This is a genomic window from Thermomonas fusca DSM 15424, from assembly GCF_000423885.1.
Taxonomy (GTDB): Bacteria; Pseudomonadota; Gammaproteobacteria; order Xanthomonadales; family Xanthomonadaceae; genus Thermomonas; species Thermomonas fusca.
Genome location: NZ_AUIV01000011.1, coordinates 1 through 19,472, shown reverse-complemented (window position 1 = coordinate 19,472; position 19,472 = coordinate 1). Strand labels below are relative to the sequence as shown.

General features: G+C 68.6%; 21 protein-coding genes. 9 read left to right on the top strand and 12 right to left on the bottom strand.

Annotated features, from left to right (window positions below; all coding sequences use genetic code 11):
- Window position 1: 1 nt before the first annotated feature.
- On the top strand, window positions 2–898 hold the full coding sequence (locus G582_RS0106200; RefSeq protein ID WP_028839096.1) for a phosphoribosylaminoimidazolesuccinocarboxamide synthase: 897 nt from the start codon (window positions 2–4) through the stop codon (window positions 896–898).
- A gap of 18 nt (window positions 899–916) precedes the next feature.
- Here G582_RS0106200 and G582_RS0106195 read toward each other — a convergent pair whose 3' ends face one another.
- From G582_RS0106195 to dusA, 5 genes are all read right to left on the bottom strand, one after another.
- A complete protein-coding gene (locus G582_RS0106195; protein ID WP_083961023.1) occupies window positions 917–2,362 on the bottom strand; it encodes an ATP-binding protein in 1,446 nt (481 codons plus the stop codon).
- Window positions 2,363–2,384: 22 nt separating this feature from the next.
- Window positions 2,385–3,068: a response regulator transcription factor gene (locus tag G582_RS0106190; protein ID WP_028839094.1), complete on the bottom strand. Its 684-nt coding sequence runs from the start codon at window positions 3,066–3,068 to the stop codon at window positions 2,385–2,387.
- A gap of 33 nt (window positions 3,069–3,101) precedes the next feature.
- Complete coding sequence (locus G582_RS0106185; RefSeq protein ID WP_051246841.1) at window positions 3,102–3,443, bottom strand: PepSY domain-containing protein; 342 nt, start codon at window positions 3,441–3,443, stop codon at window positions 3,102–3,104.
- 115 nt (window positions 3,444–3,558) lie between these two features.
- The gene (locus G582_RS0106180) at window positions 3,559–4,470 is read right to left on the bottom strand and encodes an arginine deiminase-related protein (RefSeq protein ID WP_028839092.1); all 912 of its coding nucleotides are present in this window, start codon (window positions 4,468–4,470) and stop codon (window positions 3,559–3,561) included.
- Window positions 4,467–5,468, bottom strand: a complete 1,002-nt coding sequence (gene dusA / locus G582_RS0106175; RefSeq protein ID WP_028839091.1) for a tRNA dihydrouridine(20/20a) synthase DusA — start codon at window positions 5,466–5,468, stop codon at window positions 4,467–4,469. The genes G582_RS0106180 and dusA overlap by 4 nt, the downstream gene beginning before the upstream one ends.
- Before the next feature lie 85 nt (window positions 5,469–5,553).
- On the opposite strand from dusA, the gene acnD reads away from it, so the two are divergent.
- The 3 genes from acnD (at window position 5,554) to prpF (ending at window position 10,961) form a co-directional block, all read left to right on the top strand.
- Complete coding sequence (gene acnD, locus G582_RS0106170) at window positions 5,554–8,169, top strand: Fe/S-dependent 2-methylisocitrate dehydratase AcnD (RefSeq protein ID WP_028839090.1); 2,616 nt, start codon at window positions 5,554–5,556, stop codon at window positions 8,167–8,169.
- Window positions 8,170–8,282: 113 nt separating this feature from the next.
- Entirely contained in the window at window positions 8,283–9,719 is a 1,437-nt protein-coding gene (locus tag G582_RS0106165) for a bifunctional 2-methylcitrate dehydratase/aconitate hydratase (protein WP_028839089.1), read from the top strand.
- 60 nt (window positions 9,720–9,779) lie between these two features.
- Window positions 9,780–10,961 carry a 2-methylaconitate cis-trans isomerase PrpF gene (prpF, locus tag G582_RS0106160; RefSeq protein WP_028839088.1) on the top strand — a complete coding sequence of 394 codons (1,182 nt, stop codon included), beginning with the start codon at window positions 9,780–9,782 and terminating at the stop codon, window positions 10,959–10,961.
- Window positions 10,962–11,116: 155 nt separating this feature from the next.
- Here prpF and G582_RS15715 read toward each other — a convergent pair whose 3' ends face one another.
- The 3 genes from G582_RS15715 to G582_RS0106145 form a co-directional block, all read right to left on the bottom strand.
- Window positions 11,117–11,737 (bottom strand): hypothetical protein, encoded by a 621-nt coding sequence (locus tag G582_RS15715; protein WP_051246835.1) that lies wholly within the window; start codon window positions 11,735–11,737, stop codon window positions 11,117–11,119.
- Between the two features lie 99 nt (window positions 11,738–11,836).
- Entirely contained in the window at window positions 11,837–12,712 is an 876-nt protein-coding gene (locus tag G582_RS0106150; protein WP_028839087.1) for an SDR family NAD(P)-dependent oxidoreductase, read from the bottom strand.
- 22 nt (window positions 12,713–12,734) lie between these two features.
- On the bottom strand, window positions 12,735–13,466 hold the full coding sequence (locus tag G582_RS0106145) for an HAD family hydrolase (protein WP_028839086.1): 732 nt from the start codon (window positions 13,464–13,466) through the stop codon (window positions 12,735–12,737).
- Window positions 13,467–13,531: 65 nt separating this feature from the next.
- Here G582_RS0106145 and G582_RS0106140 point away from each other — a divergent pair, with 65 nt between their 5' ends.
- Window positions 13,532–14,047, top strand: coding sequence for an adenine phosphoribosyltransferase (locus G582_RS0106140; RefSeq protein WP_028839085.1), 516 nt, complete (start codon window positions 13,532–13,534; stop codon window positions 14,045–14,047).
- Window positions 14,048–14,118: 71 nt separating this feature from the next.
- Window positions 14,119–14,367: a diguanylate cyclase domain-containing protein gene (locus tag G582_RS0106135; RefSeq protein ID WP_028839084.1), complete on the top strand. Its 249-nt coding sequence runs from the start codon at window positions 14,119–14,121 to the stop codon at window positions 14,365–14,367.
- 9 nt (window positions 14,368–14,376) lie between these two features.
- On the opposite strand, the gene G582_RS0106130 is transcribed toward G582_RS0106135, so the two are convergent.
- Together G582_RS0106130 and G582_RS0106125 are read right to left on the bottom strand one after the other, a co-directional pair.
- Window positions 14,377–14,787: a hemerythrin domain-containing protein gene (locus G582_RS0106130; RefSeq protein ID WP_028839083.1), complete on the bottom strand. Its 411-nt coding sequence runs from the start codon at window positions 14,785–14,787 to the stop codon at window positions 14,377–14,379.
- A gap of 116 nt (window positions 14,788–14,903) precedes the next feature.
- Window positions 14,904–15,242: a zinc ribbon domain-containing protein YjdM gene (locus G582_RS0106125; protein ID WP_028839082.1), complete on the bottom strand. Its 339-nt coding sequence runs from the start codon at window positions 15,240–15,242 to the stop codon at window positions 14,904–14,906.
- Between the two features lie 601 nt (window positions 15,243–15,843).
- Between G582_RS0106125 and ltaE the strand changes: the two genes are divergently transcribed.
- On the top strand, window positions 15,844–16,863 hold the full coding sequence (gene ltaE / locus G582_RS0106120) for a low-specificity L-threonine aldolase (RefSeq protein ID WP_051246892.1): 1,020 nt from the start codon (window positions 15,844–15,846) through the stop codon (window positions 16,861–16,863).
- 95 nt (window positions 16,864–16,958) lie between these two features.
- Window positions 16,959–17,531, top strand: a complete 573-nt coding sequence (locus tag G582_RS0106115) for an NADPH-dependent FMN reductase (protein WP_028839080.1) — start codon at window positions 16,959–16,961, stop codon at window positions 17,529–17,531.
- A gap of 205 nt (window positions 17,532–17,736) precedes the next feature.
- Here G582_RS0106115 and G582_RS18305 read toward each other — a convergent pair whose 3' ends face one another.
- Window positions 17,737–18,255: a hypothetical protein gene (locus G582_RS18305; protein ID WP_051246832.1), complete on the bottom strand. Its 519-nt coding sequence runs from the start codon at window positions 18,253–18,255 to the stop codon at window positions 17,737–17,739.
- A 292-nt stretch (window positions 18,256–18,547) separates the two neighbouring features.
- Between G582_RS18305 and G582_RS0106105 the strand changes: the two genes are divergently transcribed.
- Complete coding sequence (locus tag G582_RS0106105) at window positions 18,548–19,105, top strand: fasciclin domain-containing protein (protein WP_028839079.1); 558 nt, start codon at window positions 18,548–18,550, stop codon at window positions 19,103–19,105.
- A gap of 52 nt (window positions 19,106–19,157) precedes the next feature.
- Here the strand turns inward: G582_RS0106105 and G582_RS15705 are convergent.
- Window positions 19,158–19,472 (bottom strand): transposase (locus tag G582_RS15705; protein WP_028840055.1); only part of this gene is annotated, 315 nt, incomplete at its 5' end.

Below are 19,472 nucleotides of genomic sequence, written 5' to 3'. Positions count from 1 at the left end.
CATGGCCACCACCCTGCTCCAGTCCGACCTGCCCGGCCTGAACCTGGTCCACCGCGGCAAGGTCCGCGACGTGTTCGACCTCGGCGACGGCCATCTGCTGATGGTCGCCAGCGACCGCCTGAGCGCGTTCGACGTGGTGCTGCCCGACCCGATCCCCGGCAAGGGCGAGATGCTCTGCCAGATCAGCAATTTCTGGTTCGACAAGACCCGGCACATCATCGCCAACCACCTGACCGGGATCGACGTCGCCTCGGTGCTGCCAGCGGGCGTGGACGCGGCGCTGTACGCCAAGCGCGCGGTGGTGACGAAAAAGCTCAAGCCGGTGCCGGTGGAATGCATCGCCCGCGGCTACATCATCGGCAGCGGCTGGAAGGACTACCAGCTCCATGGCGCCATCAGCGGCATCGCCCTGCCCGCGGGGCTGCAGCAGGCGCAGCAGCTGGCCGAGCCGATCTTCACCCCGTCCACCAAGGCAGCGGTGGGCGACCACGACGAGAACATCGATTTCGCCGCCGCGGTCAATCTGGTCGGCCGCGAACAGGCCGAGGCGGTGCGCGACGCCACCCTCGCGATCTATGCGTTCGCGCGCGACTACGCCGCGCAGCGCGGGATCATCCTGGCCGACACCAAGTTCGAGTTCGGCACCGACGAGGACGGCAAGCTGTACGTGATGGACGAAATGCTGACCCCCGATTCCAGCCGCTACTGGCCGGCCGACGGCTATGCCATGGGCACCAGCCCGCCCAGCTACGACAAGCAGTTCGTGCGCGACTATCTGGAGACGCTGGATTGGAACAAGACCGCGCCCGGGCCGAAGCTGCCCGCCGAGGTCATCGACAGAACCCGCGCAAAGTACGCAGAAGCACTGCAGAAGCTGGCCGGCATCAGCATCGACTGATCCGGCGACGTCCGGCGGCTACAACCCGCCGGGCAGCTCGGCTTCGAAGCGCGCGCCGCCCAGTTCCAGTGAGCGCCCCACGCGCAGCTGGCCGCGATAGCTCCTGAGGATGTCCTGCACGATCGACAGGCCGATGCCGTGGCCCTGCACGCGCTCGTCGCCGCGCACGCCACGCTGCAGGACGTAGGCGATGCGGTCCTCGGCGATGCCGGGGCCATCGTCCTCCACCGAGATCAGCAGGCCCGCGCGACGGCCGGCGACCTGCGGGCCTTCCGCCACGGTCAGCAGCACGCGCGATTTCGCCCATTTGAAGGCGTTCTCCAGCAGGTTGCCCAACAGCTCCTGCAGGTCGCCGGTTTCGCCGTGGAAGCGCGCCTCAGGCGCGATCTCGAATTCGCACAGCACGCCCTTGCTGGCGTAGACCTTTTCCAGCCCGACCACGATCTGCTCGGCCTGCGGCTCGACCTCGATCGGCGCCGCGAACAGCTGGTGGCCGGAACGCGCCGCGCGCGCCAGCTGGTAGCCCACCAGATCGCTCATGCGGCGCAGCTGCGCGTCCACCTCGCTGCGCAGCTCGGCTTCGCCGGTGTCGGCGTCCAGCCGCGAGCGCAGCACCGCCAGCGGCGTCTTCAGGCTGTGCGCCAGATCGGCCAGCGTATTGCGCTGGCGCTCCAGATTCTCGCGCTCGCTCTGGATGAAGGCGTTGATGCTGTCGGTCAGCGGTTCCAATTCGCGCGGATGCGCCTCGCTCATGCCGGCGGCAGCGCCCGCCTGCACCCGCTTGAGTTCGTCGATCACGTCGCGCAGCGGGCGCAGGCTCCAGCGCAGCACCAGCATCTGCAGCAGCAGCAGGACCGCGCCGGCGCCGCCCAGATACCACCACAGCGCCGCGCGGAACGCCGATACCTGCCGCCCCAGCGCGGTGGTGTCTTCGAGGATGTAGACGGTGTAGGGGATTTCGCGCTCGCCGGCCTCGTCGCTGAAGGCAAGCCCGTAGCCGTAGCGATAGACCTCGCCCGGCGCGCCGCTGATGCGGGTGAAAGGCAGCGGCCCTTCGAACACCTGTCGGCCCGGATCCAGCAGCGCACCGTCGGGCAGGCGCGGGCCCTGCGCGGAATCCGACTCCCACTGCCCGCCGGCCAACACGATCTGTGCGTACAGTCCGCTGCCCGGGCGCTTGAAGCGCGAATCGGGCGGGTCCCACGGCGGAATCACGCTGCCGTCGCGGGCGAAGTCGCTGCCGGCATAGGCCAGCGCATAGCTGTGCAGGCGCTCGCGCATGCCGCTCTGGGCGGTGCTCTGGAAAGCGCGGTCGAGCGCGTAGCCGGCCAGCGCAAGGAAGGCGATCACGCCGAGGCTGGCCGCCCACAGCTGCCGCGACTGCAGCGAGCGCGGCTGGGCGATGCGCAGGCGCCGCACGCGCGACGGCGCGGCCGGGCCGGGCTCGACGGGTGCGGGGGTCATCCGCCTGCGCGCGGGGCCGCGGTCACTCGCCGCTGCGCGCGATGGCGAAGCGGTAGCCGCGGCCGCGCACGGTCTCGATCGGCTTCAGTTCGCCGTCCGGATCCAGCTTCTTGCGCAGGCGGCCGATGAAGACTTCCAGCACGTTCGAATCGCGGTCGAAATCCTGCTGGTAGATGTGCTCGGTGAGGTCGGCCTTCGACACCAGCTCGCCGGCGTGCATCATCAGGTATTCCAGCACCTTGTATTCGTAGCTGGTCAGATCGACGTTGCTGCCATTGACGCTGACCGTCTGCGCGGCCAGATCCAGCACCACCGGCCCGCACTCCAGCGTGGGCTTGCTCCAGCCGGCGGCGCGGCGCACCAGCGCGTTGACCCGCGCCAGCAGTTCCTCGACGTGGAACGGCTTGACCAGATAGTCGTCGGCGCCCTGCTTGAGCCCATCGACCTTGTCCTGCCAGCTGGAACGCGCGGTCAGGATCAGCATCGGGAACTTCTTGCCTTCGTCGCGCAGCGCGCGGATCAACTCCATGCCACTCATCTTGGGCAGGCCGAGGTCGATGATGCCGACGTCGAACGGCACCTCGCGGCCCATGTACAGGCCTTCCTCGCCATCCTGCGCGGCATCGACGGCATAACCTTCGCGCTTCAGGCGCGCGGCCAGGGTTTCACGGAGCGGGGCTTCGTCTTCGACGAGCAGGATACGCATGGTCACTCCTTGGGAATGGGTCGGAAGGGCCGTTTATTCGTCGTCGCGCGGCGGCCGTGGCGACGGGCGGTCGCGACGGGCAGGATCCTGCATGAACACCCGCACCCGGCCCTGATCGTCCACCACCTTGACCCGGTGCATGTCGCGGCCATCGAACTGGACGCGCTCGGCCGACAGCACTTCGCCGCGGGTGTTGCGCTCGACCCGGCGCACCGCATCGGACAGACTGACGCGAGGCTGCGACTGCGGCTGCGGCTCGCGGTCCGGTTCCCGATCACGTGGCGGCTGCTGCGCCTGCTGGGCCATCGCCAGCGACGACGCCGTCAGCAGGACGGCGGCGAACAGGTTGGGCAGTAAGGTCGGAATGCGGGGCATGGCGTGACTGGCTTTGGATGTCAGGTACGGGGCCATTCTTGGAAGCAGGGGGTGAATCGGCCCTGAAGTTTCCTGAACAGGATAGCGCGCCGTTCAGCCTCTTGCCTGCCCCGGCTCAGAACAGCTCGCCGATGCAGCAGCGCAACGATCCGCCGGCCGCCTCGATGGCGTCCAGTTCCACCGCTTCGACCCGGAATCCGGCCTCGGCCAACGTTGCGCGGTGCGCCGGCGACAGCGCCCTGCCCGCCGCCGCGCTCATCCATGCCGTGTCCGCCGACAGCGCGATGCAGTTGGCGACGAACGCGGCGTGTTCGGCGGCATCGCAGACCACCGCGTGCGGGGCGTACAGATCGGCAATCGCAGCGGCCACCGACGGTTCGGCGAAGCCGGCCGGGCAGACCACCGCGGCGCGCCCGGCCAGCACCGCCAGCACAACGTTGGTGTGGTATTCGCCGGCGGCGAGATCGAACAGCAGGGTGGCGCGCAGGCCGAAAGCCTCGTGCATCAGATTTGCTCCGGCTTCGTCGCAGCGCTCGGACAGGCCGCAGAAGCCCAGCCCGCGGGCGCGGTCGATCACCAGCGCGCCGGTCAGCTCGCATGCATGCGGCTGGGTGGAGAGATCGATCTCCTGCCGGCCCAGCACATCGCGAAAGAACGCGCGGATGTCGCTGCGTGCGGCTTCGCGCTGGCGCACCTCGTGGCGCATGCGGCCGATGATGCTGCGGCCGGCGGCGGCGCCGAACACGTTGTTGGGGAACAGCGCGTCGGGGGTGTCGGGGCTGCCGGCGAAGCAGACTGTCGGCAGCACCGCCGACACCGCGCACTGCAGGACGCGATGCTGGGCCGAGGCACGGGCGGCGTCGAACGCCGCGGCGTCGGCCATGTAGGCGTTGTCGCGCGCCGATTGTTCGGCGAGGCGGAAGCCGTCGGGCGCGACCAGGAAGGCGGCGCGCGCGGTGGCCGGGCCGAAGTCGGTCGGCAGGGAACGGGCCAGCGTCAGGAAGGCATCGGGATCGCGGGTGATCATGTGGGGCGGGTCTCGCGTTGGGTCAGGGACAAGGCCTGCTCGATCAGCGCCCAGTCGGCGCCTGGCCGGTGCGCACCCTCGCTCAATACCTGCCGGAACGCGCGCCCGCCGGGCTCGCCGGCGAACAGGCCCAGCAGGTGACGGGTGATGTGCTTGAGGAACACGCCGCGCGCCAGCTGCGCCTCGACGTAGGGGCGGTACGCGCGCAGCAGTTCGCCGCGCGTGCGCAGCGCACCGCCAAACCAGCGCGCGTCGAGCTGATGCAGCAGGTAGGGCGTGTGGTAGGCGGCGCGCCCGAGCATCGCGCCATCGAGATGCTGCAGATGCGCGGTGGCCTCGTCGGCATCGGCGATGCCGCCGTTGACCACCACCTGCAGCTGCGGGCGTTCGCGCTTGAGCCGGTAAGCCCAGTCATAGCGCAGCGGCGGCACCTCGCGGTTTTCCTTCGGCGAAAGCCCCTTCAGCCAGGCATTGCGCGCATGCACCACGAACATCCGGCAGCCAGCTTCGGCGATGGTGTCGATGAAGTCGATGAAACGCTCCCACTCGTGGTCGTCGTCCACGCCCAGCCGGCACTTCACCGTCACCGGCACGTCCGGCACCGCGGCGATCATCGCCGCCACGCTGTCCGCCACCAGCGCCGGCTCGCGCATCAGGCACGCACCAAACCGCCCGGCCTGCACGCGGTCGGACGGGCAGCCGCAGTTGAGGTTGATCTCGTCATAGCCCCAGTCGGCGCCGATCCGCGCCGCCTGCGCCAGCAGCGCCGGCTCGCTGCCGCCCAGCTGCAGCGCCACCGGGTGTTCGCACGGGTCCATCGCCAGCAGCCGCGCGCGGTCGCCCAGCACCACCGCGTTGGCATGCACCATTTCCGAATACAGCCGTGCGCTTGGCGCCAGCAGCCGGTGGAACACGCGGCAGTGCGAATCCGTCCAATCCATCATCGGGGCGACGGACAGGCGCAGCTGGTCGGCGGGAATGGCGGGAGAGGCGTTCACGCGGCGCATTGTACGGAGGCCGGGGCAAGCCCCGCCGCGATGCGCGAGAATAGGCGGTCCGTTCGAGCACTGCCTGCCCACCATGATGAACACCAGCTACCGCAAATACCTGCCCGGCACCGCGCTGGACTATTTCGATGCGCGGGAGGCGGTGGAAGCGCTGAAACCGGGCGCCTGGGCGGAGCTGCCGTACACCGCGCGGGTGCACGCCGAGAACATCGTGCGCAAGGCCGAGCCGACCCGCATCAACGACTACCTGCTGCAGCTGGTCGAGCGCCGCCGCGACCTCGACTTCCCGTGGTTCCCGGCCCGCGTGGTCTGCCACGACATCCTTGGCCAGACCGCGCTGGTGGACCTGGCCGGCCTGCGCGAAGCCATCGCCGCTGCCGGCGGCGATCCGGCGCAGGTCAACCCGGTGGTGCCGGTGCAGCTGATCGTCGACCACTCGCTGGCGGTGGAAGCGCCGGGTTTCGATCCGCAGGCGTTCGCCAAGAACCGCGCCATCGAGGACCGCCGCAACGCCGACCGTTTCGACTTCATCGAGTGGTGCCGGTTGGCCTTCGACAACGTCGACGTGATCCCGGCGGGCAACGGGATCATGCACCAGATCAATCTGGAGAAGATGTCGCCGGTGATCTACACCCGCGATGGCGTGGCCTTCCCCGATACCTGCGTCGGCACCGATTCCCACACCCCGCACGTGGACGCGCTGGGCGTGATTGCCGTCGGCGTCGGCGGGCTGGAAGCGGAAAGCGTGATGCTGGGCCGCGCCTCGATGATGCGCCTGCCCGACATCGTGGCGGTGGAGCTCAGCGGCCGTCCCGGCCCCGGCATCACCGCCACCGACGTGGTGCTGGCGCTGACCGAATTCCTGCGCCAGCAGAAGGTGGTGGGTGCGTATCTGGAGTTCCGCGGCGAAGGCGCATCCGCGCTGACCATCGGTGACCGCGCCACGATTTCCAACATGGCGCCGGAGTATGGCGCCACCGCGGCGATGTTCTTCATCGACGACAACACCCTGGACTACCTGCGCCTGACCGGTCGCGACGATGCGCAGGTGGCGCTGGTGGAAACCTATGCCAAGACCGCCGGCTTCTGGGCCGACGACCTGCTGCACGCGCGCTACGAGCGCACCCTGCATTTCGACCTGTCCAGCGTGACCCGCACGCTGGCGGGGCCGAGCAACCCCCACCGCCGGCTTCCGGTGACGGCGCTGGCAGAGCGCGGCATCGCCGATGAAACCAAGCTCGACGCCGCGCGCGACGAGGAGGCGCAAGGCCTGATTCCCGACGGCGCGGTGATCATCGCCGCCATCACCAGCTGCACCAACACCTCCAACCCGCGCAACGTGATCGCCGCCGCGCTGCTGGCGCGCAACGCCAACGCGCGCGGGCTGGCCCGCAAGCCGTGGGTGAAGAGCTCGCTGGCGCCCGGCTCGAAGGCGGTACAGCTGTATCTGGAAGACGCCAAGCTGCTGCCGGAGCTGGAACAGCTGGGCTTCGGCATCGTCGGCTTCGCCTGCACTACCTGCAACGGAATGAGCGGCGCGCTGGACCCGGCCATCCAGAAGGAAGTGATCGAGCGCGACCTGTACGTGACCGCGGTGCTGTCCGGCAACCGCAATTTCGACGGCCGCATCCATCCGTATGCGAAGCAGGCGTTCCTCGCCTCGCCGCCGCTGGTGATCGCCTACGCGATTGCCGGCACGGTGCGCTTCGACATCGAGAAGGACGTGCTGGGGATCGATCGCGACGGCAATGAAGTGCGGCTCAAGGACATCTGGCCGTCCGACGCCGAGATCGACGCGGTGGTGAAAGCCAGCGTCAAGCCGGAGCAGTTCCGCAGGGTGTACGAGCCGATGTTCGCGCCGCGCGCGCGCGGCCAGCAGGCCAAGCCGCTGTACGACTGGCGCCCGCAGAGCACCTACATCCGCTGCCCTCCGTATTGGGAAGGCGCGCTGGCGGGCGAACGCACCATGCACGGCATGCGCGCGCTGGCGGTGCTGGGCGACAACATCACCACCGACCACCTGTCGCCGTCCAACGCGATCCTGGGCTCCAGCGCCGCCGGCGAATACCTGGCGAAGATGGGCCTGCCGGAAGAGGACTTCAATTCCTACGCCACCCATCGCGGCGACCACCTGACCGCGCAGCGCGCGACCTTCGCCAATCCCAAGCTGCTCAACGAGATGGTGCGCAACCAGGACGGCAGCGTGCGCCAGGGTTCGCTGGCGCGGATCGAGCCGGACGGCAAGGTGGTGCGGATGTGGGAGGCGATCGAAACCTACATGCAGCGCCGCCAGCCGCTGATCATCATCGCCGGCGCCGACTACGGCCAGGGCAGCTCGCGCGACTGGGCAGCCAAGGGCGTGCGCCTGGCCGGCGTGGAGGCGATCGTGGCCGAGGGCTTCGAGCGTATCCATCGCACCAACCTGGTCGGCATGGGCGTGCTGCCGCTGCAGTTCCAGCCCGGCACCACCCGCCTGACGCTGGCCATCGACGGCAGCGAGACCTTCGACGTTTTCGGCACGCCCGCGCCCGGCACCCTCCTGACGCTGCGCATCCATCGCCGCGATGGCAAAACCGTCGAAGTGCCGGTCACCTGCCGGCTGGATTCCGACGAGGACGTGCACATCTACGCCGCCGGCGGCGTGCTGCAGCGATTCGCGCAGGATTTCATCGCCGCCAACAGCGCGGGCTGAACCCCCGGCCGCGCGCGCCTGACCAAGCCACATGCCCTTGCAATGGGCATGTGTCGCCGCGACTGCCCGTGAAAGAGTACCATTACGGTACTGATTGATACGGGAGTGCATCCATGTCTTCGCCTGTGCTGTCTGCCAGGGCCGATTGGGACGACGTGCTGGTCGACATCGTCGACTACGTCCGCGATTTCCAACCCACCTCCGCGCTGGCGTGGCGGAGTGCGCGGCTGGTGCTGATCGATTCGCTGGGCTGCGCGCTGGAAGCGCTGGAGCACTCCGCCTGCACCAAGTTGCTCGGACCCGTGGTGCCCGGCGCCACGCTGGAAAACGGCGCGCGCGTGCCCGGCACCGGCTTGCAACTGGACCCCGTCAAGGCCGCGTTCGACATCGGCGCGACGATCCGCTGGCTGGACTTCAACGACACCTGGCTGGCCGCCGAATGGGGCCACCCGTCCGACAACCTCGGTGCCATCCTCGCGGTGGCCGACTGGCGCAGCCGCGCCGGCGCGGCGCTGAGCATGCGCGAGGTGCTGGCCTGCGCGATCAAGGCGCACGAGATTCAGGGCGTGATGGCGCTGAAGAATTCGTTCAACCAGGTCGGGCTGGACCACGTCGCGCTGGTGAAGCTGGCCTCCACCGCGGTGGCGTCGTCGCTGCTCGGGCTCAGCCGCGAACAGGCGCTGGCGGCGCTGTCGCAGGTGTTCGTGGACGGCCAGAGCCTGCGCACTTACCGGCACGCGCCCAACACCGGCTCGCGCAAGAGCTGGGCCGCCGGCGACGCCTGTTCGCGCGCGGTGCGGCTGGCGCTGATCGCGCAGACCGGCGAGATGGGCTATCCCGCCGCGCTGACCGCACCGGCGTGGGGCTTCTACGACGTGAGCTTCCAAGGCCGGGGGTTCCGCTTCGAGCACGAGTACGGCAACCACGTGATCGAGAACGTGCTGTTCAAGATCAGCTACCCGGCCGAGTTCCATGCACAGAGCGCGGTGGAGGCGGCGATGACGCTGCATCAGCGGCTGCGCGAACTCGGCCGCAGCATCGACGACATCGAGAAAATCGTCATCCGCACCCAGGCCGCGTGCATGCGCATCATCGACAAGGACGGCCCGCTGGATAACCCCGCCGACCGCGACCACTGCATCCAGTACATGGTGGCGGTGCCGCTGCTGCTGGGCCGGCTGACCGCGGCCGACTACGAGGACGACGTGGCTGCCGATCCGCGCATCGACGCGCTGCGCGCGCGCATCCGCTGCGTGGAGGAACCACAGTTCACCGCCGACTACCACGATCCGGACAAGCGCAGCATTGCCAACGGCCTGACCGTGCATTTCAGGGACGGCAGCGCGCTGGACGAGGTGCTGGTGGAATACCCCATCGGCCATCCGCGCCGCCGCGATGAAGGCCTGCCGCTGCTGGAGGAAAAATTCCGCCGCAACCTGGCGCGGCGCTTCGATGCTGCGCGCCAGCAGCGCATCCTCGACGTGGCGCTGGACCAGGCGCGGCTGGAAGCCATGCCAGTGCGCGAGTTCATGGACCTGCTGGCGGCCTGAACTCGCACCGGCGCCGGCAAGGCGCGAAAATGGACACCCGCACCCACTGCAGGCTCCGCCATGTCATCGCTTCCGCAACTGCGCATCCCCGCCACCTACATGCGCGGCGGCACCTCCAAGGGCGTGTTCTTCAGGCGCGACGACCTGCCGGAAGCGGCGCGGGTGGCGGGGGCGGCGCGCGATGCGCTGCTGCTGCGGGTGATCGGTTCGCCCGATCCCTACGGCAAGCACACCGACGGCATGGGCGGGGCGACCTCGTCCACGTCCAAGACGGTGATCATCGCCGCCGCCAGCGTGCCCGATCACGACGTCGACTATCTGTACGGCCAGGTCAGCATCGACACCGCCTTCGTGGACTGGTCGGGCAACTGCGGCAACCTCACCACCGCGGTCGGCCCGTTCGCGATCGCCAACGGCTTCATCCCTGCCGAACGGATCCCGCAGGACGGCACCGTCACCGTGCGGGTGTGGCAGGCCAACATCGGCAAGACCATCCTGGTGCACGTGCCGGTGCGCGGCGGGCAGGTGCAGGAAACCGGCGATTTCGAACTGGACGGCGTGACCTTCCCCGCCGCCGAGATCGTGCTGGAGTTCATCGACCCGTCCGACGACGACGGCGATGGCGGTTCGATGTTTCCCACTGGCAGCCTGATCGATGACCTCGACGTACCGGGCGTCGGCACGCTCAAGGCAACCATGATCACCGCCGGGATTTCCACCGTATTCGTCAACGCCGCCGATATCGGTTTTGCCGGCACCGAGCTGCAGCCGGCAATCAACGAAGACAAGGCCGCGCTGGCGAAGCTGGAAGCGATCCGCGTGGCCGGCGCGCTGCGCATGGGGTTGATTCGGACGGCGGAAGAAGCGGCCACGCGCCAGCACACGCCGAAGGTGGCGTTTGTCGCGCCGGCGCAGGACTACACCTCATCCAGCGGCAAGCACATCGCCGCCGCCAGCATCGACCTCAACGTGCGTGCGATGTCGATGGGCAAGCTGCACCACGCGATGATGGGCACCGCCTCGGTCGCCATCGCCACCGCGGCGGCGGTGCCGGGCACGCTGGTGAACATCGCCGCAGGCGGTGGCACCCGCCATGCCGTGAACTTCGGCCATCCCTCGGGCACGTTGGCGGTCGGCGCATCCGTCGCGCAGATCGATGGCCAGTGGACGGTGACACGCGCCGTGATGAGCCGCAGCGCGCGGGTGCTGATGGAAGGCTGGGTGCGGGTGCCGCAGGCCTGACCGACGCGCCACACCATCACGGAGCGCCGGCCGGTTGCCCCTGCAGCGAAATCAAGGAGGAGGCAGCGGACGTCAGTCCGCTGCCGGGGGACATTCGCTGCGGGGGCAACCAGCCGGCGCACGCGACTCAACGCAACGGCGCTCGCCGGGGGGCTTTAGTGGTGGTCGCGGCCCTTGCCGTTGCCCTTGCCGTTATTACCCTTGCCATTTCCGTGACCATTGCCGCGGTCATGGTTGCTCGCGCCGTTGTGCATCTTGCCCGGCTTGTTGCCATGACCCTTGCCACGGTTCGGATAGGCGCGGCGCAGGTCGTCGTCCAGGGAGATCGGGCGCGACCAGCGGTCATAGGTCGGCACGAAGCCGCGCTTCAGCCGGTGGAATTCCGCCGAACCCGGTTTGATGCCCAACCGCTTGGCCACCACGCCCCAGCCCTGGCCGCGATTGGCCTGCCACTCGTCGGCGACGTAGCGGCACGGCCGGTTGATGATCTGGGCGATGGTGCAGGCGTAGTAGACATCGCCCGGCGCCCAGCGGCGGTTGACCAGCAGATCGGTCACGAGATCACGCGGCGCGCCGTGGTAGCGCACCATCTCGTCGATGAAGGGATCGCGATAGCTGTAACCGTAGCGGTTGATGTCCGCCAGTTGGGTATCCACCCAGACATCGCCGCTGCGCGGATTCCAGTTCAGGCTGAGGGTCTGTGCGCTCACGCTGCCCGCACCTGCTGCAAGCGCGGCGGCCAGGGTGAGCGAGGACATCAGGCGGATGCGGCGCATGGGAAGCTCCTTTGCGATGCCGGTCGTGCCGGCGTGGTTCCAGTGTCTACCGTGGCGGTGAACGCGTTATGAAAACGCGCCTGTGCAGGCTGGCGCCGTTCAGGAATCGCTGCCGAACCCGGCCTTGTGCAGTTCATGCCTGGCCTGGTCGAAGCCCTGCGCCGGCACGAAATCGTCATCGCGGCTGCTCAGCTCCACCCAGTGCTCCAGGATCGCCTCCGCGCTGGCCGCTTCGCCCAGATGGATGCCTTGGGTCAGGGCCACGTAGGCCAACTCGAAACCGCCGGCACCGGCGCTGAGGATGGCGCGGTTGGGCGCGTTTTCCGCAACCAGCGCCAGCACCGCGGGACTGACCAGCTCCGGCTTGAACTGGGCCAGCTGGTCCGGCGGCAGGATGCCTTCCATCATCCGGGTGGCGCCGGTGGGCGCCAGGCAGTTGACCCGGATGTCGTGCTTGGCGCCCTCGATGCCGAGCGTCTGCATCATCCCCACCAGCCCCATCTTGGCCGCGGCGTAGTTGGCCTGGCCGAAATTGCCGTACAACCCGCTGCACGAAGTGGTCATCACGATGCGGCCGTAGTTGCGTTCACGCATCGCGTTCCACACCGCCTTGGTGCAATTGGCCGCGCCCATCAGGTGCACTTCCAGCACCAGCCGGAAATCGGCCAACTCCATCTTGGCGAAGCTCTTGTCGCGCAGGATGCCGGCGTTGTTGACCAGGATGTCGATGCTGCCCCAGTCGGCCAGCACCGCATCGGCCATCGCCTGCACAGCCTCGGCATCGACCACCGAACACTTGGCCGCGCGCGCCTGCCCGCCGGCGGCGCGGATTTCTTCCACCACCGCGTCGGCAGCATCGCCAAGATCATTCACCACCACCTTCGCCCCGCGCTGCGCCAGCAACAGCGCGTGCGCGCGGCCCAGGCCGCCCCCCGCCCCGGTCACGATGGCGGTGCGGCCGTTCAAATCGATCATGCATCCACTCCGTTGGTTCCGTTCACGCCGAGGCCAGCGCGTGCAGCTCTTCCACCGCCGGCAGCAGCTGGTCGATGGCTGCGACCTCACGCATGCGCACGCGCCCCTGCTGGGGCTGCGCACCGGCTTCGTGCATCCAGGTCAGATGATAGGGCACGTGCACGCCCCATCCGCCCAGCTCCAGTACCGGCGCAATGTCCGAACGCAGCGAGTTGCCCACCATCAGGAAGCGGCGCGCAGGCACCTCGAATTCCTCCAGCAGCCGCGCATAGGTGGCCGGATCCTTCTCGCTGACGATCTCGATGCGCCGGAACAGGTCGGCCAGGCCCGACTGCCGGACCTTGGCTTCCTGGTGGAACAGATCGCCCTTGGTGATCAGTACCACCGGATGCCGCGCCGCCACCGCTTCCACCGCCTCGCGCACGCCGTCCAGCAACTCCACCGGATGCCGCAGCAGCTCCTTGGCCAACAGCACGATGCGCTTGATGTCGGCGCCCGGGATGCACCCGCCGGTGATGTCCACCGCGGCCTCCACCATCGACAGCGCCATGCCCTTCACGCCATAGCCGAAGAAGGCGATGTTGCGCGCCTCGTATTCGTACAAGCGCCGGCCGAGGTCGGCCAGGTCGACGTGGCGGGAGATGATCCGCTCGAACCGCACCTGCGCTTCGTCGAAATAATCCTGGCTGCGCCAGAGGGTGTCATCGGCATCGAAACCGACCAGGGCGATGCCGCCGCGGGATGCATTTTCCATCGCCGCATTCTACGGGCCCGCCCCGGCATGCAGAATGACGAACCTCCCGTTTCCGCAACCACGCCATGACCGACTGGCCCCGCCTGATCCGCGACATCCGCGACTTCCCCCGCCCCGGCGTGCTGTTCAAGGACATCATGCCGATGCTGGCCGATGCCGATGCCTTCGCCGCGGTCATCGACGCGCTGGCCGCACCGTGGCGCGACGTGCCCATCGACGCGGTGATGGCGATCGAGTCACGCGGCTTCCTGTTCGGCGCGCCGCTCGCGCGCGCCCTTGGCACCGGGCTGGTGCCGCTGCGCAAGCCGGGCAAATTGCCCGGCCCGGTGCTGGAGGCCAGCTATGCGCTGGAATACGGGCAGGACACGCTGCAGGTGCAGGCCGGCGCGGTGGCGCCGGGCGCGCGCGTGCTGCTGGTCGACGACGTGCTGGCCACCGGCGGCACGCTGCTGGCGGCGCGCGAACTGGCATTGCTGCTGCAGGCCGAGATCGTCGGCGCCAGCGTGATGATGGAGATCGCCGCACTGGGCGGACGCGCACGCTGGGGCGGTGCGCCGCTGCAGGCCGCGCTGGTGGTGTAAGGAGCGCGGCTTGACCGCAGTGGTGGCGCTGGCGAGGCTGGCGCAGCCCGATCGTCCGGCATCGCGATGCGATGCGATGCGACGCGCCGTCGGGCGTGGCATTGGCGGATATCGATCACTTCAAGTCGAACAACGACAGCCACGGCCGCGGCGTTGGCGACGAGGTATTGGTGCGGGTGGCGGACAGCCTGCGCGCCGCCATCAGCATCGGCGTGGCCCAGCGCCAGCCAGGCGACGACAAGGCCAGCCTGCTGCAGCGGGCCGATCTCGCCCTGTACGCGGCCAAGCACGCCGGACGCAACCGCGTCGCCGCGCGCTGAAGCCCGCACTCAGACCGCTTCGGCGGCCGGATACAGCTCGACGCTTTCGCGCTGCAGGCGGTCGAACAGCGCGCGCAGCACGGTGTTGGCATCGCGGCGGAAGCCGTCCGGGTCCGCCACCAGCCGCGACGGCACCCGCCACTGCGTCACGAACGCGGCGAACACGCTGGCGATGCCCTGCATCTCGCCGCGGTAGCGCGCACTCATCGCCGCCACCTGCGCATCACCGGAACGCGACAGCGCGGGATACAGCACGCGGTCCTCCGCTGCCAGGTGGAATTTGATGTGGCTGGCGGTGCCGGTGATGATCTCGCTGATCCGCACCGCGTTCTCGCGCACGCCGGCGCGCGAGAGTTCACGCAGGGTGTCGATCTGGCGGAAGATCTGCGCGTGGTCGTGGTAGTAGCGCTGGATGTCCATCTGGATTCGCCTCGGGCTTAATCAGTACCTTTCCGGTACCGATTATCCGGCGCGGTGAACCCACGCGGACGGCGAATCCCGCCGCGGCTGACCCAGATCAAACCGGCGGCGCCGGCTCAGGCCTTCTTCACGAACTCCGACTTCAGGCCCATCTGGCCGATGCCGTCGATCTTGCAGTCGATGTCGTGGTCGCCATCGACCAGACGGATGTTGCGCACCTTGGTACCCACCTTCACCACCAACGACGAACCCTTCACCTTCAGGTCCTTGATGACGGTGACGGTATCGCCATCGGCCAGCACATTGCCCACCGCATCCTTGATCACCTTGGCCTCGTCGCCGGCATCGGCCTCGCCCGGCACCCACTCATGCCCGCATTCCGGGCACACCAGCTGCGCACCGTCCTGGTAGCTGTATTCGGAGTTGCACTTCGGGCAGGGCGGCAGCGTGGTCATGGGGCGTCGTTCGATAGCGGACAGAGCGCGTGATTTTACGCCGCGCGCAGGCCGCATCGAGCGGATGCGAATGGTTCCGCGCGCCGGTGATGTCTGATGCATCACGCTTGCAATCAAGCCGCGAATCTTGTGCCCACCGAAGCGAAACCAACACGCGGCCAGCCGGGCAGCGGCGGCCTCGCAACAAAGCGAGTATCGGGGAGCGACTTGCGAGGTCGCCGCTGCTTGGCTGGCCTTCGAAAAACGCCCATCGGGTGTCGCGCATCGCGATCGCTGCAAATCACCAGCGCAACAAAACGAAGGGCGGCTTGCGCCGCCCTTCGTGCCACAACCACGTCCTGTCGACGCGTCCTTGCGTGCGGTTTCTTGTTTCCGTATCGCCTGTGCGAACCCTCGTGTCCGCAGCCGCAGGCCCACCTTACCGACGCGGTCTGAACACCTGCCGCGGCGAAACCTGAATCTCGACGCGGGCTTAACCACGCCGCCGGAGAACCGGTCTAGCGAGCGGCGACGCCCGCGGGTTTTTGCTTCTACGATGCACGGGTGCCGGCGGCGATCGCGCGCCTGTACCCCCTGCCAACCAAGTGCTGAAGGAATGGAAATGAAGGTGATCGATCTGCGCAGCGACACGGTGACCCAACCCGGCGAAGCGATGCGCGATGCGATGTACGCGGCGCCGGTGGGCGACGACGTGTACGGCGAAGATCCGACGGTCAACACCCTGCAGCGGCGGCTGGCCGACGAGCTGGGGTTCGAGGCCGGGCTGTTCGTGCCCAGCGGCACCCAGTCGAACCTGCTGGCGCTGCTGGCGCATTGCGAGCGCGGCGACGAATACATCGTCGGCATGGACGCGCACACCTACAAGTTCGAAGGCGGCGGCGCGGCGGTGCTGGGTTCGATCCAGCCGCAGCCCATCGTGCAGGACGAGGACGGCAGCCTGCCGCTGGCGCAGGTGGCGGCGGTGATCAAGCCGGTGGATCCGCACTTCGCCCGCACCCGCCTGCTGGCGCTGGAAAACACCTGGCACGGCCGCACCCTGCCGCTGGACTACCTGCGCGAAGCCGGCGAGCTGGCGCGCGCGAATGGCCTGGGTTATCACCTCGACGGCGCGCGCCTGTTCAATGCCGCGGTCGCCTGCGATGTACCGGCGCGGGAGATCGCGCGGCATTTCGACAGCGTGTCGGTGTGCCTGTCGAAAGGGCTGGGCGCGCCGGTCGGCTCGGTGCTGGTCGGCTCGCAGGCGCTGATCGACAAGGCGCGGCGCTGGCGCAAGGTCTGCGGCGGCGGCTGGCGCCAGGCCGGCATGCTGGCCGCAGCCTGCCTGCACGCGCTGGACCACAACATCGCGCGGCTTGCCGACGACCACGCCCGCGCGGCGCGGCTGGCCGCAGCGCTGCGCGCCATCGACGGCATCCGCCTGCTCGGCCAGCACACCAACATGGTCTTCATCGACGTGCCGGCCGAACGCCTGCGCGCGCTCGACGCCCACCTGCGCGAGGCCGGCATCCGCATCAGTATCGGCTACCTGCCGACCCTGCGGCTGGTCACCCACCTGGACGTGGACGACGACGACATCGACCGCACCGTGGCGGCGTTCGCGGGGTTCTTCGGCGCGCACTGAGCGCGATCGGGGCAGCGCCGCATCACGCCGGTTCCTGACCGGAACGTAACCAATCGCATGCCAACGTGGGCATTCCGTCCCGTTGGAGTCGTGCGATGAAAACGTACAAGGTCGGTTACATGGTAGGCAGCCTGGCCAAGGGCTCGATCAACCGCAAGCTGTCGAAGGCGCTGGTCAAGCTGGCGCCGCCGGAACTGGCGCTGCAGGAGATCGCCATCGGCGAGCTGCCGTTGTACAGCTACGACTACGACGCCGATTACCCCGAGGTGGCGCGCCGCTTCAAGCAGGCGATTGCCGAGGTGGACGCGGTGTTGTTCGTGACTCCGGAATACAACCGTTCGATCCCCGGCGCGCTGAAGAACGCCATCGACTGGGCCAGCCGCCCGTGGGGCCAGAATTCCTTCAGCCGCAAGCCCTCCGGCGTAGTGGGCACCTCGCCCGGCTCGATCGGCACCGCGGTGGCGCAGCAGCACCTGCGTGGCGTGCTGTGCTTCTGCAACTCGCCGCTGATGAACACCATGGAAGCCTACATCCAGTTCACCCCCGACCTGATCGACGACGACGGCAACGTCAGCAACCAGGGCACCGCCGACTTCCTGCGCAAGTACATGCAGGAATACGCGGTCTTCGTGCAGCGCGTGCTCACCGTGCTGCCGCGCGAGGACTGAACAACCCGGCGTGGAACGGGGGCGGGCGCCCCGGTCACGTGCTGGCCGGGGCGTCTGTTATGCGGCGGGCGATAGCCCACTCGGAACGTCCACACGGAACAAAAAAAACGGAGCGGACCGGGCCATCCCGATCCACTCCGCTGCTTTACCGGCAGCCATCCGGCGCTTCCCTGCGCCATGCAACACCAGACAGCCGCCGCCCGACTCAGTGCTTGTCGGCCTTGCCGCCGCCGTTGGCCGACCACCAAACCTTGTATTCCTCACCGGTCAGCTCGCCGTTGGCGTCGGTGTCGGCCTGCGCGAAGACCTTGGCCAGGCTCTCCAGCGACGCGGCTTCGGCGACGCTGAGGCTGCCGTTGCCGTCGGTGTCCAGCGCGCTCCAATCCTTCTTGGTCTGCTTGCCGTCGGTATTGGCCGCAGGCTCGGCGGGGGTGGCCGGGGTTGCCGGCTCGGCAGGCGTGGCCTTGCCGTCATCGGATTTCGACGCCGGCACCGCCGGGGTGGCAGGCGTGGCCGGCACCGCCGGCGTCGCCTTCTGCTGCGGCTCGGCGCGCATCTCCATGCCGGCCGAAGCCTGCGCCGGCATCTGCGTGGGCACGCGTGCCGACGCGTTGGCGTTGACGTGCGCACCGGCGCCGTGGCTCTGGGCGAACACGGCGGGCGAGGCCAGCGCGAACGCGGCGGCGAGCGGGAACAGCAGATTGGTCTTGTTGTGCTTGGTCATGATGCAGTCCTCTTGTTTTGCGGGGGATCAAAACGGATCAATGCCGAAGCGCCTGGCGCGACGGACATGCCAACCCTACACAGGCACGCTGAATCCCTCCGGCGATGCAAGATGAACGTCGACAGCGGCTTAACCCAAACCGGCCGAAAGCGCGCTAAGCGCGCCATCACACCGGTTTGCGGCCGTTGCACCGCCTGCTGCATCCATCCGTGGGCACTGCGCGTATCAGGCCCTGCAACGCATCCGCGCCTGCGGCCTGCGGCCTGCATCCCCCACTCCCTGGAGAACCCCGATGAAGTCGACCCTGCCTTTTGCCGTTGCCGGCGCGCTGGCGCTGGCCCTCTGCAGCGCCCCCGGCCGTGCCGTCTCGCCCGTCGTCGCCAGCGATGATGCGAAGGCCAGCACGGATATCGTGGCCGCCGCCGTTGCCACCCCCAGCCTGAGCACCCTGGTGGCCGCGGTGAAGGCCGCCGACCTGGTCGGTACGTTGCAGGGCGCCGGTCCGTTCACCGTGTTCGCGCCCACCAACGACGCCTTCGACAAGCTGCCCGCCGGCGCGGTGGAAGGCCTGCTGCAGCCGGAGGCCAAGTCCGCGCTGGCCGGCGTGCTGACCTACCACGTGGTGGCCGGCAGCGTGGATGCCGCCGCACTGGCGAAACAGATCCAGGCCAACGGCGGCAGCGCCACCCTCGCAACCCTGCAGGGCGGCACCCTAACCGCGCGCGCCGACGGCAAGGGCGGCATCGTGCTGACCGACGCCAAGGGCAGCAGCGCGCGCGTGGTCGCAGCCGACCTGCACCAGCGCAACGGCGTCGTGCACGTGATCGACAGCGTGCTGATGCCGCAGTAATCCTGGCTTCCACCGGCAATCCCCGGGCGGCTTCGGCCGCCCTTTTTTTGGTTCATCTCCCAACTCCGGGGAAGGCGGCCCGGATCTTGAGGAAGAAGTAGTCGTCATCGCGGTAGCCGTAAGCGATGCGCTTGATGACCTTGATGCGGTTGTTGATGCCTTCGACGAGGCCGGTGTGCATCGGCCAGCGGACTCGGCTGAGGATGCCGCGCCAGTAGGGGCGCAGGCATTTGGCGAAGTGCATCAATGCCGGGATGCCGCTTTCCCGGGCGTGGCGCAGCCATTGCGTCCAGGCGCGCCTCCAGGCCCAGGCGGTGGGTGCCGACCAGAGTGCCTTGAGTTGTTCCTTCATCACGTAGACCGCCAG